10 protein-coding genes are annotated in these 15,874 nt (G+C 54.7%); 7 read left to right on the top strand and 3 right to left on the bottom strand.

All coding sequences use genetic code 11. The features are described 5' to 3' along the window. Positions 1-85 precede the first annotated feature (85 nt). From mrcB to fhuB, 5 genes are all read left to right on the top strand, one after another. Positions 86-2,704, top strand: a complete 2,619-nt coding sequence (gene mrcB / locus ETV65_RS12355; RefSeq protein WP_129953134.1) for a bifunctional glycosyl transferase/transpeptidase — start codon at positions 86-88, stop codon at positions 2,702-2,704. 281 nt (positions 2,705-2,985) lie between these two features. Further along, positions 2,986-5,214 carry a ferrichrome porin FhuA gene (fhuA, locus tag ETV65_RS12350; protein WP_129953133.1) on the top strand — a complete coding sequence of 743 codons (2,229 nt, stop codon included), beginning with the start codon at positions 2,986-2,988 and terminating at the stop codon, positions 5,212-5,214. Positions 5,215-5,337: 123 nt separating this feature from the next. Continuing rightward, a complete protein-coding gene (gene fhuC / locus ETV65_RS12345; RefSeq protein ID WP_129953327.1) occupies positions 5,338-6,150 on the top strand; it encodes a Fe3+-hydroxamate ABC transporter ATP-binding protein FhuC in 813 nt (270 codons plus the stop codon). A 1-nt stretch (position 6,151) separates the two neighbouring features. After that, positions 6,152-7,054, top strand: a complete 903-nt coding sequence (gene fhuD / locus ETV65_RS12340; protein WP_129953132.1) for a Fe(3+)-hydroxamate ABC transporter substrate-binding protein FhuD — start codon at positions 6,152-6,154, stop codon at positions 7,052-7,054. Next, positions 7,051-9,039, top strand: coding sequence for a Fe(3+)-hydroxamate ABC transporter permease FhuB (gene fhuB / locus ETV65_RS12335; RefSeq protein WP_129953131.1), 1,989 nt, complete (start codon positions 7,051-7,053; stop codon positions 9,037-9,039). The genes fhuD and fhuB overlap by 4 nt, the downstream gene beginning before the upstream one ends. 47 nt (positions 9,040-9,086) lie before the next feature. Here fhuB and ETV65_RS12330 read toward each other — a convergent pair whose 3' ends face one another. Both ETV65_RS12330 and hemL read right to left on the bottom strand, forming a co-directional pair. Beyond that, positions 9,087-11,765 (bottom strand): autotransporter outer membrane beta-barrel domain-containing protein, encoded by a 2,679-nt coding sequence (locus ETV65_RS12330; protein WP_165383730.1) that lies wholly within the window; start codon positions 11,763-11,765, stop codon positions 9,087-9,089. Between the two features lie 276 nt (positions 11,766-12,041). Further along, positions 12,042-13,322, bottom strand: a complete 1,281-nt coding sequence (gene hemL, locus ETV65_RS12325) for a glutamate-1-semialdehyde 2,1-aminomutase (RefSeq protein ID WP_129953129.1) — start codon at positions 13,320-13,322, stop codon at positions 12,042-12,044. Positions 13,323-13,508: 186 nt separating this feature from the next. On the opposite strand from hemL, the gene clcA reads away from it, so the two are divergent. Together clcA and erpA are read left to right on the top strand one after the other, a co-directional pair. After that, positions 13,509-14,972, top strand: a complete 1,464-nt coding sequence (gene clcA / locus ETV65_RS12320; protein ID WP_129953128.1) for a H(+)/Cl(-) exchange transporter ClcA — start codon at positions 13,509-13,511, stop codon at positions 14,970-14,972. Positions 14,973-15,072: 100 nt separating this feature from the next. Continuing rightward, positions 15,073-15,420 carry an iron-sulfur cluster insertion protein ErpA gene (gene erpA, locus ETV65_RS12315; protein WP_129953326.1) on the top strand — a complete coding sequence of 116 codons (348 nt, stop codon included), beginning with the start codon at positions 15,073-15,075 and terminating at the stop codon, positions 15,418-15,420. A 106-nt stretch (positions 15,421-15,526) separates the two neighbouring features. Here the strand turns inward: erpA and ETV65_RS12310 are convergent, their stop codons facing one another. Then, positions 15,527-15,772 carry a hypothetical protein gene (locus ETV65_RS12310; protein ID WP_129953127.1) on the bottom strand — a complete coding sequence of 82 codons (246 nt, stop codon included), beginning with the start codon at positions 15,770-15,772 and terminating at the stop codon, positions 15,527-15,529. Positions 15,773-15,874 lie beyond the last annotated feature (102 nt).

Below are 15,874 nucleotides of genomic sequence, written 5' to 3'. Positions count from 1 at the left end.
CGTGTTTTTTGAAATCAAAAATGAAAATGACTCAGCTAAGCAGAATCATTATGACGAACACAGCAGCGCGTTGGGAGAATGACTAATGTCTGGCGATGATCGCGAGCCGATTGGCCGTAAAGGTAAACCTGCCGGGCGCAAGCCTGCGCGGGCTCGTCCCGTTCGCCGTAGCCGCCGGGATGACGACTACGAAGAATACGAAGAGGAAATCGATGACGAGTATGAGGATGATGATGACGAAGCAGAACGGGGGTCGCGCATGAGCCGTAAAGCCCCGCCACGTAAAGCCAACAAAGGCGGGAAGAAAAGCAAGAAGCGCTGGCTGTTCTGGTTGTTAGTCAAACTGTTTGTCGTCTTCCTGATTTTGCTGGGGATTTACGCGGTTTATCTCAACAAGCAAATTCATGACCGTATTGATGGCGGCAAAGTCTGGCAGTTACCTGCGGCGGTGTATGGCCGTCAGGTCAATCTTGAGCCGGACATGCAAATCAGCAAAGCTGAAATGGTCGGGTTGCTGGAAGGCACGCAGTATCGCGAAGTCACGCGCATCACCCGCCCGGGCGAGTTTACGGTTCACGCGAATTACATTGATTTGCTGCGCCGCCCGTTTGATTTCCCGGAAGGGAAAGAAGGGCAGGTCAACGCCCGCCTGATGTTTGACGGCAGCAGCCTTTCAGAGATTAAAAACCTGGATAACCAGCGTGATTTCGGGCTGTTTCGCCTTGATCCGCGTCTGATCACCATGTTGCAGGCGTCGAATGCCAACGGGGAACAGCGTCTGTTCGTGCCGCGTTCCGGCTTCCCGGATTTGCTGGTCGATACGCTGCTGGCCACGGAAGACCGCCATTTCTACGAGCATGATGGTATCAACTTCTATTCCATTGGTCGTGCCGTGGTGGCTAACCTGACCGCGGGTCACGCGGTGCAGGGCGGTTCAACACTGACACAACAGCTGGTGAAGAACCTGTTCCTGACCAACGAACGTTCGCTGAGTCGTAAAGCGCGTGAAGCGGTGATGGCCATCCTGCTTGATGCGGATTACAGCAAGGATCGCATTCTCGAGCTGTATCTGAACGAAGTGTATCTCGGTCAGAGCGGGTCCGATCAGATCCGCGGTTTCCCGCTGGCGAGCCTGTATTACTTTGGCCGTCCGGTGAATGAACTGAGCCTCGATCAGCAGGCCTTGCTGGTGGGTATGGTAAAAGGTGCCTCGCTGTATAACCCGTGGCGTAACCCGCAGATGGCGTTGCAACGTCGTAATCTGGTGCTGCGTTTACTGGTTGAGCAGAAAGTTATCGATCAGGAACTGTATGACATGCTGAGCGCCCGCCCGCTGGGTGTGCAGCCGAAAGGCGGGGTGATTTCGCCGCAGCCAGCATTTATGCAGATGGTGCGTCAGGAACTGCAGGCCAAACTGGGCGATAAAGTTCAGGACATGTCCGGGGTGAAAATCTTCACCACGCTGGATCCGATTTCTCAGGATGCGGCGGAAAAAGCGGTCGAGGAAGGCATTCCGTTACTGCGTAAGAAAAGCGGTCTGAATGATATCGAGACGGCGATGGTGGTGGTTGACCGCTATACCGGTGAGGTGCGGGCGATGGTCGGCGGCGCGGAAACGCAGTTCGCGGGCTTTAACCGTGCCATGCAGGCGCGACGTCAGGTCGGCTCGCTGGCTAAACCGGCGACCTACCTGACCGCGTTGTCTCAGCCGGATAAATACCGTCTGAACACCATTCTGGCTGACCAGCCGCTGACGTTGAAACTGGCGAACGGCCAGACATGGTCGCCGAAAAACGATGACCATCAGTTCCGGGGCCAGGTTCTGCTGGTGGATGCCCTGGCGCGTTCAATGAACGTCCCGACAGTTAATCTGGGGATGGCCGTTGGCCTCGACAACATCACCAAAACGCTGATTGATTTGGGGATACCGAAAGAATCGCTGAACCAGACGCCATCCATGCTGCTGGGTGCGATTGCCCTGACGCCGATGGAAGTCGCGCAGGAATACCAGACCATAGCCAGCGGCGGCAATAAAGCGCCACTGTCTGCGGTGCGCTCGGTGATTGCTGAAGACGGCACGGTGCTCTATCAGAGCTTCCCGCAGGCGGTACGGGTGATCCCGCCGCAGGCTGCATATCTGACGTTGTATGCCATGCAACAGGTGGTGCAGGAAGGGACCTCACGTGCCCTGGCGAATAAATTCCCGAAACTGCATCTGGCAGCGAAAACCGGTACCTCGAACGAACTGCGTGACAGCTGGTTTGCCGGCATCGATGGTAACCAGGTGGCGATCACCTGGGTAGGTCGTGATAACAATGGTCCGTCCAAACTGTGGGGGTCCACCGGTGCGCTGGTGCTTTACGGACGCTATCTGGAAAACGGCACACCTCAGCCACTGGATCTGCAAATGCCGGAAGGCATCAGTACGATGAATATTGATGGCAGCGGTAACTTTGTCTGTGGCAACAGCGGTGGCCTGTTGGGCGGAAGTGGTGCAGTGCGTTCAATCCCGGTCTGGACCGATTCGCCTGACGCCATGTGCCAGGCGTCTGTGACTGCTGTTCAGCAACAACAGCAACAGATCCAGCAACAGCAACAAATCCAGCAGCAACAACAATCCGGGCAGCAACAGCCGCAGGATGAGAAGAAAGACAGTAACGGTGTTGCGGGTTGGATCAAGGATATGTTCGGCTCAGGGAATTAATTCCATAAACCTCAAAGGCGCAATGAAAGTTGCGCCTTTTTTATTTGTTATTCTCACTCAAATTAACCCGCCGCGTTTTACATCTTCTGCAAATACACCACATTCATTCCCGTTTAATTTATAAGAGTTTTTACCCCTGTTTAACATGGGGAGATTTTTTATTCGTTCGGACAATCTATACATTAAATAGGCTTGCAGCCGCGCAAGCATTGAGCATAATATGCGACGGTTATAATAATAATTATCGTTTACATTCCCATTACTCCTCCAGAGATTATGCAATGGTTTCTCAACGTTCGCTTTCAACCTCAGTCCGACAAGGCGCATTTAGGCGCCGGACGTTAGCTTTAACTATCGCCGCTGTGCTCAGCTCTGCCGCGTTTTATGCCGGTGCAGCCACCACCGCGCCTGCGAAAGAAGACACCATCAACGTGACCAGCCAGGCAACGGCTGAAGCGGCGCCAGAATCGGCATGGGGGCCGGCGGCCACTATCGCTGCGAAACACAGCGCAACCGGCACGAAAACCGACACGCCGCTGGTGAAGACACCACAATCTGTTTCCGTGGTCACCCGCGAAGAAATGGACATGAAGCAGCCAGGGACCGTGAAAGAGGCGCTGGGCTATACGCCGGGCGTCTTTGCCAGTCGTGGCAGCTCTAACACTATTGACGCCATGGCCATCCGTGGCTTCACCTCGGTCAACACTAACCAGTATCTCGATGGCATCAAACTTCAGGGGGATAACTATTCCGAAGTGTCGATGGATCCGTACATGCTGGAGCGCGTTGAAGTGCTGCGCGGGCCGTCTTCCGTTTTGTACGGTAAGAGCAACCCTGGCGGTGTCGTCAGCATGGTCAGCAAACGCCCGACGACTGAACCGCTGAAAGAAGTGCAGTTCAAAATGGGTACCGATAACCTGTTCCAGACCGGTTTTGATTTCAGCGATGCTATCGATGATGCAGGCGTCTATTCTTACCGTCTGACCGGCGTGGCGCGCAGTCAGGATGCGCAGCAGGAAATGGCAAAAGAGAAACGCTATTCAATCGCGCCGTCTTTCTCATGGCGTCCTGATGATAAAACTGACTTTACCTTCCTGAGCAATTTCCAGAACGATCCGGATGCCGGATTCTACGGATGGTTACCTCGTGAAGGGACTGTGGTGCCGTATTACGACGCCAATGGAAAAGCGCATAAATTACCGACAGATTTCAACGAAGGTGAAGCGGGTAACCGCATGTCCCGTAACCAGAAAATGGTCGGTTACAGCTTCGCCCATCAGTTTGATGATACCTGGACGGTTCGCCAGAACCTGCGTTACACCAAACTCGATACGGAATATAAATCGGTTTACGGCTTCGGCTACCTCGGTAACGGTAACATTACCCGCAGCTATGTTCAGTCCAAAGAGAAGCTGGCGAACTTTGATGTCGATACACAGGCTCAGGCTAAATTCGGCACCGGCGATGTCGGTCACACCGTGCTGGTGGGTGTCGATTACATGCGTATGCGTAATGACATTAATGCCGATTACGGCAGCGCAAGTAATCTGAACCTGGCCAATCCGCAATACGGTAACGGCAATGTTTCGCTCTATTTCCCGTATAAGCTCCTCAACCGTCAGGAACAAACCGGCCTGTACGCGCAGGATCAGGCGGAATGGAACAAGTGGATCCTGACCGTCGGTGGCCGTTACGATTTTGCGAAAAGCTCAACCTACACCCGCACTACCAACAGCGCATCGCAGATTAACGACCAGCAGTTTACCTGGCGTGGTGGTCTGAACTACCTGTTCGACAATGGTATTTCTCCATACTTCAGCTACAGCGAGTCGTTTGAGCCAACGGCAGGCGCGACCAAGCAAGGTCAGCCTTTCGATCCTTCAATGGGTAAGCAGTACGAAGCCGGGATCAAATACATCCCGAACGATCGTCCGGTCAGCCTGACGGCCGCGGTATACCAGCTCACGAAAGACAAAAACCTGACAGCTAACCCGTCTGATGCCGCCTTCAGCGTTCAGTCCGGTGAGATCCGTTCGCGCGGTGTGGAACTGGAAGCCAAAGCCGCGGTGAATGCCAACATCAACGTCACGGCGTCTTACACTTACACCGATGCAAAATACACGCATGACACCAATTTCGAAGGCAAGCGTCCTGTTGAAGTGCCGGCAAATATGGCGTCTTTGTGGGCAGATTACACCTTCCACGAAACCGCGCTCAGCGGCCTGACGCTCGGTTCTGGTGTGCGCTATGTGGGGGCAAGTTCGAGCTTCTACACCGCAAACGGCGTGAATGCATCCAGAGAAAATGAGGCATTCAACGTCTCGTCCTATACGCTGGTCGATGCCACGGTGAAATACGATCTGGGTCGTTTCGGTATGCCGGGTTCTTCTGTTGGTCTGAACATCAACAACCTGCTGGATCGTGAATATGTCGCCAGCTGCTACCGCGATTACGCCTGTTACTGGGGTTCAGATCGTCAGGTGGTTGCAACAGCGACATTCCGCTTCTGATACCCGTCAACGCATCTGCAACCAGAATTATTTAGGGTATCGGTAGCAGTGACGTGGTCAAATCCGGGCACGCTGGTCGTGCCCGTTTCCTGTTCTCAACCAGATGTCGACGTAGAAAATCTTATGCCTGATAACAACGTACATCCTTCTTCCCCGCTGCCAGACAGCGTATTTCGCCTGCAAGATGTCAGCTTTACCGTGCCGGGGAGAACGCTGCTGGCGCCACTGTCGCTGACTTTTCCACAGGGAAAAGTGTGCGGACTGATTGGTCATAACGGGTCGGGAAAGTCGACGTTACTTAAAATGCTCGGGCGGCATCAGTCTGCGACATCCGGAACGATTTATCTCAATGAAACGCCACTGGCACAGTGGGACAGTAAAGCCTTTGCGCGTCAGGTTGCCTACCTGCCGCAGCAGCTTCCTGCCGCAGAAGGTATGACCGTACAGGAACTGGTGGCGATTGGCCGCTATCCCTGGCACGGCGCACTGGGGCGTTTCAAGCCTCAGGACAAAGAAAAGGTTGAAGAAGCTATTGCACTGGTCGGCCTCAAACCGTTTGCCCGGCGTCTGGTAGACAGCCTCTCCGGCGGCGAACGTCAGCGCGCCTGGCTGGCAATGATGGTGGCGCAGGACAGCCGTTGCCTGCTGCTCGATGAACCGACTTCTGCGCTGGATATTGCCCATCAGAAAGACGTGCTGGCGTTGATCCAGCGTCTGAGCCGTGAAAAAGGCTTAACGGTGATCGCGGTGCTGCATGACCTGAACATGGCCGCACGTTATTGCGATCAGCTGATGGCTTTGCGCGGTGGCGAAATGATTGCACAGGGCGCGCCGCAAGAGATGATGCGCGGCGATGTGCTTGAACAAATTTATGGTATTCCGATGGGTATCCTGCCGCATCCTGCGGGTGGCGCGCCGGTGAGCTTCGTATACTAATATGTCTGATATTTCAAACTTTTCCGGATTAACCCGTCGCCGTCTGTTGCAGATGATGGCGCTTTCCCCGTTGCTGACGTCGCTGCCGGCACTGTCGGCATCGCGTCCTGATCTCAGCCGGATTATTGCCCTTGAATGGTTGCCTGCCGAGTTGCTGATCGCACTCGGCGTGATGCCGCTGGCGATTGCAGATATTCGTAATTACAACACCTGGGTTGTTGAACCGACGCTGGCTCCGGGCGTGATTGATGTCGGTCAGCGTACCGAACCTAATATGGAACTTATTCAGCAACTGAAACCCTCGCTGTTGCTGATCACTTCCGGTTATGGCCCGACCACCCGTCAGCTCGAAACGATCGCGCCGGTGCTGGGCGTTAAAGCCAATGACGGTTCGGCGAAACCGCTAAATCTGGCCATCAGTTCTCTGCATAAACTGGCCGATACCCTCGGGTTACAGGATCGCGCCGAAACGCATTTGCAGTTGTACCGCAACACGCTGACGCAAACCCGCGAGCAACTGAAGCCGGTCGCGCATCAGCCGCTGCTGTTAATCACCTTCATTGATACGCGCCACGTTCTGGTGTTTGGCGTAGGCAGCATGTTCCATGAAGTGATGGGCGAACTCGGGCTGACTAACGCCTGGGCGGGGGAAGGCAGCTTCTGGGGCAGCGTATCGGTGGGCGTTGAGCGCCTGGCCAGCATTAAAAATGCCCGCGTATTGTGTTTCGAACATGACAACACCGACATGATGGATGCCGTGGCGAAAACGCCGCTGTGGAAATCCATGCCGTTCGTACGTGCGGATCAGTTCAGCATCGTGCCCGCCGTGTGGTATTACGGCGCAACCTTCAGCGCGATGCACTTCTGCAAGACGTTAACCCGAACCCTGAGGAAACCGGTATGAATCGCCGTGCGCTCAGCGTTTCGCTGCTCCTGCTGATTCTCCTGACGCTGGCCGCCGGTGCGCTCAGTATCTACAACCTGCATCAGCAACTGCCTTATGCGCAGTGGCGCGGCGCGCTATGGCATCCTGATATCGACAATGTTCAGCAGATGCTTTTTCATTACAGTTTGCTGCCGCGTGTCGTCGTGGCCTTGCTGGCGGGAGCCGGGCTGGGACTGGTCGGTTTGCTGTTCCAGCAGGTGTTGCGCAATCCGCTGGCGGAACCCGCAACACTCGGTGTCTCGGCGGGCGCACAGCTCGGTCTGACGGTGGCCACTTTGTGGGCGCTGCCGGGCGGAATGATCACCCAGCAGTTTGCCGCCATGACGGGCGCGGTGGTTATCGGTGCACTGGTGTTCGGTATTGCCTGGGGCAAACGCATGTCACCGGTCACGCTGATCCTCGCCGGTCTGGTGCTCGGCTTATATTGCAGTGCGGTGAACGGCCTGATCGGCATTTTCAACTATCAGAATCTGCAAAGTTTGTACATGTGGAGCAGTGGTGCGCTGAACCAGCAGGACTGGGATGTGGCGAGTTTCCTGCTGCCACGTGTGATTATCGTCTGGCTGCTGGCATTTTTGTTGCAGCGTCCGATGACGTTGCTGGGGCTGGATGACGGTGTTGCCAAAAATCTCGGCCTCGGGCTGTCAGCGGCGCGTCTTGCTGTGCTGACGCTGGCGATTCTGATGAGTGCGCAACTGGTTAATGCGGTGGGGATTATCGGCTTTATTGGCCTGTTTGCACCGCTTCTGGCAAAAATGTTGGGCGCACGTCGACTGGCTGTACGGCTGGTCATGGCGCCGGTGATCGGTGCGTTGCTGCTTTGGTTTACCGATCAGGTGATGCAAACCATCACCACATTCTGGATGGAAATTCCGACCGGTGCCGCGACGGCGCTGGTGGGTGCGCCGCTGCTGTTATGGCTGCTGCCGCGTCTGCGTAATAACATGGCACCGCCGCCGATGAATCAGGGCGACCACGTGCCTGATGAACGTCAGCATCTGGTGCGCTGGGTGTCACTGGCACTGACCGTGTTGTTCTTCGGCCTGATGGTTGCGCTGATGGCCGGACGTAACGCCACCGGCTGGAGCTGGTCAACCGGTGCCGACCTGCAGGCACTGTTGCCGTGGCGTTTACCGCGCGTGCTGGCAGCGCTGGCGGCAGGCGTGATGCTGGCGTCATCCGGTGTGCTGATTCAAAAACTGACCGGTAATGCAATGGCCAGCCCGGAAGTGCTGGGGATCAGCTCCGGTGCGGCGACGGGTGTGGTGGTGATGATGTTTATCGTGCCGGGCGATGCCTTTGTATGGCTGTTGCCGGCGGGCACGGCCGGTGCGGCGCTGACGCTGCTGGTGATTATGGTCGCCTCGGGGCTGCGAAGTTTTTCGGCCGAACGTATGTTACTGACCGGTATCGCGCTGAGTACCGCATTCACCACGCTGATGACGTTGCTGCTGGCGAGCGGCGATCCGCGCATGGGCGGCTTGCTGACCTGGCTTTCCGGTTCAACCTATTCCGTTTCTGCACAAGCGGCGTGGCGCACGCTGATCCTGGCCGGGGTGCTGATGGTTCTTGTGCCATTCTGCCGCCGCTGGATCAATATTCTGCCACTGGGTAGCGTGACGGCGAAATCGGTCGGAGTGGCGCTGACGCCCACCCGCGTGGCGATCTTACTGCTGGCGGCGGTGATGACGGCAGCGGCGACGCTGACGGTCGGACCGCTGAGTTTTGTCGGGCTGATGGCACCGCATATGGCGCGTATGATGGGATTTCGCAGGGCGATCCCGCAGTGGATGGTCGCCAGCGTGCTGGGCGGGTTGCTGATGGTCTTTGCCGACTGGTGCGGACGTATGATCATCTTCCCGGATCAGATCCCCGCTGGTTTGCTGGCGACGTTTATCGGCGCACCGTACTTTATTTATCTGCTGAGAAAGCAGGCACAATAATAAAAAAGGGCACTCCGGTGAGTGCCCTGAAATCAGCTGATATCGTCTTAAAAATTCACTTTTAAACCGACAGCGGCCTGATAGTTGCTGTAATCATTTTCACCGGCAGAGGCACCCGCCTGACCCCAGACCTGTATGTTTTCTGACGCTTTTCCGCTGAGACCCATCCGCAATCCATAGCGGTTTTCCGGGACATCGCTGCTGAGGGTATCGCCGTTAAAGGTCAGAGAATCTGCATACTGGCCATTTTCCCAATTCACTTCTACATAAGGAACCAGTGCGCTGCTGTCATTGCTGCTACGGTTAGATAAGCGAATAGCCGCGCGACTTTGCAATGCATCATCACTGCCGCCGGTGATACGGCTACCGTTGGTTTCGGTGTGGTTTTCACTGTCATAGCGGTTATAGATAACCTGCGCCTGAGGCTCAACCGTCCATTCACGGGTTGCTGACTGGCCGAAAGCCAGCAGATACCCTGTTTCCAGTGAAGTCTGGATCCCCTGGCTGCGGTAGTTTTCTTTGTCCAACTGGTCGCCCTGAACGCTGTTGTCATACCAGGCATAGTGTGCCCAGCTGTCTACATACCAGCCTTTTTGGTGCTGCGCATCCTGATACCAGGTCGCATAGGTCCCCACGCTATAACCGCTTACTTTACCCGTTGCGCCGTAGTGGTTGCCCTCTGCTTGCGATTGAGTCCTGCTTTCGCCAACACCTGCCATGATGCCTAACTGATACTGGCCACCACTGGCCGTATCGCCGGTAAGAAGCTCAGTTCCCAGTTGCAGTGCGGTACTGTTGATATCCAGGGATAAATCGCCGCCCGCCGCATTAAGCTCAGTCGCATCGCTGTGAATGAACAGCCAGGCCCGCCCGTCCTCACTTTTTTGTGCAGTACCGCGATCATGCTGCTGCAACGTGAACATACGCTGCGCAGCCAGCTGGTTACCGAGATAAGCACCGGTTTCAGGGCGATAGAGCGAAGGTGCCGGTGTCGGGTCCGGCGTCGGCTCAGGCGTGGGGTCAGGAATGGGATCCGGGGTGGGATCAGGAATTGGATCAGGCTCAGGCGTAGGATCGGGATCGGGCGTAGGGTCGGGCTCCGGGGTGGGATCCGGTTCCGGCGCGGTTGCCGAACTCAGATACCAGTCGCCATTCTGGGTATTCTGGAACAGGTTATATTCATATGCCCCGGCAACCGCGCGGTTCGCCAGCGAGAACTGCCCGTCAGAAGTGCCTTCTACACTGATGACTTCCATGCCTTGCAGGCTTTCAGCGCCCATTCCACCGATATTATTGACGGTCAGGAAAGATTGTCCGTAGCTGTTACCTCCGATCACCAGTGTGTCAGTCAGTGATGCATCATCGCCCAGTTCGCTGTTCATCACTACGGTTCCGTTATCGCCCGTATAATCGCCGGTAATGACATAGCGATTACCTACCTGGCCGCCGCCCAGCAACAGTGTGCCGGCATTGTTCATGTTTCCCTGCAACGTTGTTGTGCCAGCGGTGACTGATGCTTTACCGGGCAGGGCGTTATAGGCCATCACCGTTCCGCTGTTATTAATGTCACCCGTAACATTCCCTTGTGAAGCAAACCAGGCACCTTGCGCGACATTTACTTCAGGTGCGGTCAGGGAGCCGGTAGCCTCAACCAGTAATCCGCCGCCGCTATTGATGAGGGCATTTCCCGCCGAGGTGACATTGCCACTCAGGGTCAGTTGTCCGTGGTTAACCAACAATGTTGATTCATCGCTGCCGGTAAGGTTGATATCACCGGACAATGCCCAGTCATTACCGTTCATCGTCAGCGTTTTAAAGCCAGTGCCGGCCGACGTGCCGGTAAAATTGGCATCCTCAGATCCGGTTTCATAAAGCACCAGGGTATTGGTGTCTGCTGTGCTGCTGATAACGTCGCCGTCGAGCACGGATCCGGTGCTAAGTGTCAGGGAATTGCTGCCAGTGCCTGAGAAATTAACCGCTGCTTCTTTCCCTGAGAGGGTGCCGTAATTGGTGATATCGAAACTGGCAGTGTCAGAAATCAGGATGCCTGAATCCAGTTCAGAAGATATCGTGCCCCCGGCCTGGTTGACTATCACCCCATTGGAATTTCCCCTGCCTAACACACCGCCGGTTTTACCTGAGATGAGTCCGGAATTGAGTATCTGGCTTTGCGGATCGCCGTCTGCTGCTGAGTTGAATATCACACCGTAGCCGGTGCTGTTCACCACGCCACCTGCGTTACTGTTATAGTGGCCGCCGTTATAAAAATAAACCGCTGTGCGTGGTTTGCCAGGATTGGACGCTTTTATTGTGCCGCTGTTATTTACGGTTGAAAATTTCTGGAGATAGATAGCATCGGACTGAGATTCAATATAACCAGACTCACTATTATTGACCGTTCCGCTACCTTGCATTCGTACAGCATAATCATTACCGGCAAATTCTGTTCCGGTTGTAGTAATACTTACAGTGTTATTAAGTGTTGAATTATTCCCCTCAAATAAAATACCATTTTTTCCGGTTATTTCAGGCACAATGCTTTCGCTGTCTGACGGTGAAGGCCGTACCATTTCGAAAGTATTCCCGTCACCCGTAACAATGACGGCAGTACCTGTGGGATCGGTAAGGCTTTCTGCAGGCTGGAATAATGTGTCGGTGCCATCGAAAGACGTGGTTGTGAGCAGGGTCGCTCCGCTGTTTGCTTTTACCGGCGCAGAGGCCGCCATTGCCGGAGGAATTCCCTGTGCCAGAAAAAGAGGGAGTGCGGTATAAAGGGCAATTCTGAGTACAGAGATCCGGGATTTAACAGGTATATTCCCTGTCGTCCTGGAAGTTAAATAATTTTTATATACCATGCTGAATACAATTCCTTTGCATCATTCATTTGAAGTGATATTTGAAAAGCCGGAATTGTATCTTTTGGCGGTGGTTAAATAAAATACAGATATTATATATATCACGGGAAGGTATTCCTCCCGTGAATAATAAATTAATTTACATTATTAAAGCTTAGCGAAACAACGACGTGCTGCATCGATGGTGCGCTGAATATCTTCCTGCGTATGGGCGATAGACATAAAACCTGCTTCGAACGCGGAGGGGGCGAGGTAAACACCTTCATCCAACATCAGGTGGAAGAACTTTTTGAAACGTTCAACGTCACATTTCATCACATCCTGATAGCAGGTGACGGTTTCAGCATCGGTAAAGAACAACCCGAACATGCCGCCGACGTGATTCACCGCGAACGGAATATTTTCTTTGCGTGCCGCGTCCAGCAAGCCTTCGGCCAGTTGGGTGGTGCGTTCGGTCAGGGTCTGATGAACGCCCGGCTGTGCGACTTGTGTCAGGCAGGCAATACCGGCAGCCATGGCAATCGGGTTACCGGAAAGTGTTCCTGCCTGATAAACCGGCCCCGTTGGTGCCAGCGCTTCCATCACATCGCGGCGCCCGCCGAATGCGCCCACCGGCATTCCGCCGCCGATGATTTTACCCAGGCATGTGAGGTCAGGCATCACATCATAATAATCCTGCGCACCACCCAGTGCGACACGGAAACCGGTCATGACTTCATCGATGATCAACAGTGCGCCAAATTCATCACAAATTGCCCGCAGACCGGGCAAAAACTCAGGCAATGGCGGTACACAGTTCATATTGCCGGCGACCGGCTCAACAATGATACAGGCGATATCGTCAGGAAATTGTTCGAACGCGGCGCGGACAGAATCCAGATCATTATAGGTACAGGTCAGCGTGTGTTTGGCAAAATCAGCCGGTACGCCTGGTGAGTTTGGCTGGCCGAGGGTCAGCGCGCCGGAACCGGCTTTTACCAGCAGGCAGTCGGCATGGCCATGGTAACAGCCTTCGAATTTGACGATTTTATCGCGATGCGTGAAACCACGCGCCAGACGGATGGCACTCATCGTCGCTTCGGTGCCGGAGTTCACCATGCGCACCATGTCCATGCTGGGCACCAGACCGGTCACCAGTTCGGCCATTTTGACTTCCATCTCGGTCGGTGCCCCAAAGCTCAGACCGCGCTCTGCCGCTTCAATCACCGCATTGCGGATTTCAGCATTGTTATGGCCAAGCACCATCGGTCCCCATGAACCCACGTAGTCGATGTAGGCTTTACCATCAGCATCAAACAGGAAAGCGCCGTCAGCACGCGCGATGAATAAGGGGGTGCCGCCGACGCCGGAGAAGGCACGTACCGGCGAGTTAACACCGCCCGGGATCAGCGCTTGCGCCTGCGTGAACAGACTTTCTGACTTACTCATTATTCGGCTCCTGAATTGCTGGGTTCAATATGTGATGAAATGATTAACGCGCCCATTCTAGTGAACTGAGCGGCGTTATCAAACCGTAAACCGTGCGGCATTTTGTTGCAGATCCTGTCAGGACGGCAATTTGTATGATTAAATCCATTTACCTTCCATAACCTTTTTTGTATTTCGCCTTCCGTGATGAATGAATCAGACACTGAAATTTTAGCGGATTCGCCCGCGCGCGGTCCGCGCAAACGCAGCGAAATCCTGCGCCTTGTATTGCGTCGCGATAAAACGCCGGTCACCATTTTGCTTGTCGCCGCTGTGGTCGGCACGGCCGCCGGTTTACTCGGCGTAGCATTCGAAAAAGCGGTGAACTGGGTGATGGCGGTCCGGCTTTCCGGGCTGGATGTCTTCAGTGATTACTGGATCCTGCTGTGGCCACTGACGTTTGTGTTTTCCGCCGCACTGGCGATGGTCGGGTACTATCTGGTTCGGTGTTATGCGCCCGAGGCGGGCGGTTCAGGGATTCCGGAAATTGAAGGCGCGCTGGAGGAATTAAGGCCGGTACGCTGGTGGCGTGTGATCCCGGTGAAATTTTTCGGCGGCATGGGGACGCTGGGCGCGGGTATGGTGCTGGGAAGGGAAGGGCCAACTGTTCAGATGGGCGCGAATGTCGGGAAAATGATGGTCGATATTTTCCGGCTGCGCAGTGCGGAGGCGCGGCATTCGTTGCTGGCAACCGGTGCGGCGGCCGGTCTTTCGGCCGCATTTAATGCGCCGCTTGCCGGTATTCTGTTTATTCTCGAAGAGATGCGGCTGCAGTTCCGTTACAGCCTGATATCGATAAAAGCGGTGTTTATCGGCGTGATCATGTCGAGTATCGTTTTCCGTATTTTTAACGGTGACGGCGCGGTGATTGAAGTCGGCAAACTGGCGAGTGCGCCGCTCAACACACTGTGGTTGTATCTGGTGTTAGGCATGGTATTTGGTGTGGTCGGCGTCTGCTTTAACGCCCTTATTTTCCGTACGCAGGATATGTTTGCCCGCGTGCATGGTGGAAATCTGCGTAAAATCCTGCTTATCGGCGGCATGTTGGGAGGATTCTGCGGCCTGCTCGGGCTGGTGCATCAGGAAGCCACCGGGGGTGGATTCGCATTGATCCCGCTGGCGGCGGCAGGAAAATACAGCCTGATGATGTTGCTGGCGATCTTCGTTGTCCGGGTGGTCACGACGCTGTTGTGCTTTGCGTCCGGTGCACCGGGGGGGATTTTTGCCCCGATGCTGGCGCTGGGCACGTTGCTCGGCACCGCATTCGGTACGGCGGCACTGGCGTGGTTCCCGCAATACGGTATTCAGCCCGCCACTTTTGCCATTGCCGGAATGGGCGCGCTATTTGCCGCCAGTGTGCGTGCACCGCTGACCGGTATCGTGCTGGTGCTGGAGATGACCGATAATTATCAGCTGATTTTACCGATGATTATTACCTGCCTGGGGGCGACCCTGCTGGCGCAGTTTTTGGGCGGTAAGCCCTTGTATTCCGCCATCCTGACCCGCACCTTACAGAGGCAGGAACGTGAGAATGCCGAAAAAACGCAGGCCGGGGTTACCACTGAAAGCACCAATGAGCAGGACAACGCAGCCAAAAATGCCCATACTTGAAGCATTAACTCAGGTATAAGATAATGAGTATATTATTCAGACAGTCAATCCGGCGGCCTGAACAAATGCGGATTGGGAGTGAGAAATTATGAGTGAAGCATTGTTGAATGAAACAGCCGCGTTGCCGTTACAGTTTACTGAGGCCGCGGCACGTAAGGTGAAAAACCTGATTTCCGATGAGGAAAACCCGAACCTGAAACTGCGTGTGTATATCACCGGGGGCGGTTGTAGCGGTTTCCAGTACGGTTTCACCTTTGACGACAAAATTAATGATGGTGACATGACCATCGAAAAAGCCGGTGTGGCGCTGGTGGTGGATCCGATGAGCCTGCAATATCTGGTCGGCGGTTCGGTGGATTATACCGAAGGGCTGGAAGGTTCACGTTTTGTGGTGACCAATCCGAATGCAAAAACCACCTGTGGTTGTGGTTCCTCTTTCAGCATTTAATTACCCGTTTCAAAGAAAAAGCCCGTTTGCGCATGCAGACGGGCTTTTTTATGCTTAAAACCCCCGTTCAAAAGGGCGCTCAGGTAAGTGAGTATTCACAAGGGGGTTACCATTCAACCGTCACCAGCTTCGAACCGGGGCTAATCCCCGGCACGGCGGTAAGCATTTTTTCGCTGATGTGCGGTTGCATCATCGTCCGGCTGGCGCAGATGACTGAAGTGTGAGTGCGCGCAGCATTAATCTTGCAACCTGGCATGATCGTCAGGCTGACGCCAATCTGGCCGCCCGTCATGCCCGCGACAGCAAACAGCGGGCTCAGTGCGAGCAGCACACTGAGTAAAAGAGCTTTCATTATTGTTATTCCTGCTGGTGTAGATCAACAAAATCAGCCTGGCTGAAAAGGTTATCGGTCTAATTTTCGCGGTCTTTAATCCGAAGTTGTTATGATTTGGAG

The organism is Rahnella sp. RFA10(1/100), from assembly GCF_004195115.1.
GTDB lineage: Bacteria > Pseudomonadota > Gammaproteobacteria > Enterobacterales > Enterobacteriaceae > Rahnella > Rahnella perminowiae.
Note: the sequence above shows the minus strand (reverse complement) of the source record. Positions and strands in the feature narration are given on the sequence as shown.

Excerpts from the sequence above, each read along its gene's own strand:
- fhuD (WP_129953132.1), top strand. The coding sequence starts at position 6,152 with ATGTCTGATATTTCAAACTTTTCCGGATTAACCCGTCGCCGTCTGTTG.
- ETV65_RS12330 (WP_165383730.1), bottom strand. The coding sequence starts at position 11,765 with ATGGCGGCCTCTGCGCCGGTAAAAGCAAACAGCGGAGCGACCCTGCTC.
- fhuA (WP_129953133.1), top strand. The coding sequence starts at position 2,986 with ATGGTTTCTCAACGTTCGCTTTCAACCTCAGTCCGACAAGGCGCATTT.
- ETV65_RS12310 (WP_129953127.1), bottom strand. The coding sequence starts at position 15,772 with ATGAAAGCTCTTTTACTCAGTGTGCTGCTCGCACTGAGCCCGCTGTTT.
- clcA (WP_129953128.1), top strand. The coding sequence starts at position 13,509 with ATGAATGAATCAGACACTGAAATTTTAGCGGATTCGCCCGCGCGCGGT.
- fhuC (WP_129953327.1), top strand. The coding sequence starts at position 5,338 with ATGCCTGATAACAACGTACATCCTTCTTCCCCGCTGCCAGACAGCGTA.
- hemL (WP_129953129.1), bottom strand. The coding sequence starts at position 13,322 with ATGAGTAAGTCAGAAAGTCTGTTCACGCAGGCGCAAGCGCTGATCCCG.
- fhuB (WP_129953131.1), top strand. The coding sequence starts at position 7,051 with ATGAATCGCCGTGCGCTCAGCGTTTCGCTGCTCCTGCTGATTCTCCTG.
- mrcB (WP_129953134.1), top strand. The coding sequence starts at position 86 with ATGTCTGGCGATGATCGCGAGCCGATTGGCCGTAAAGGTAAACCTGCC.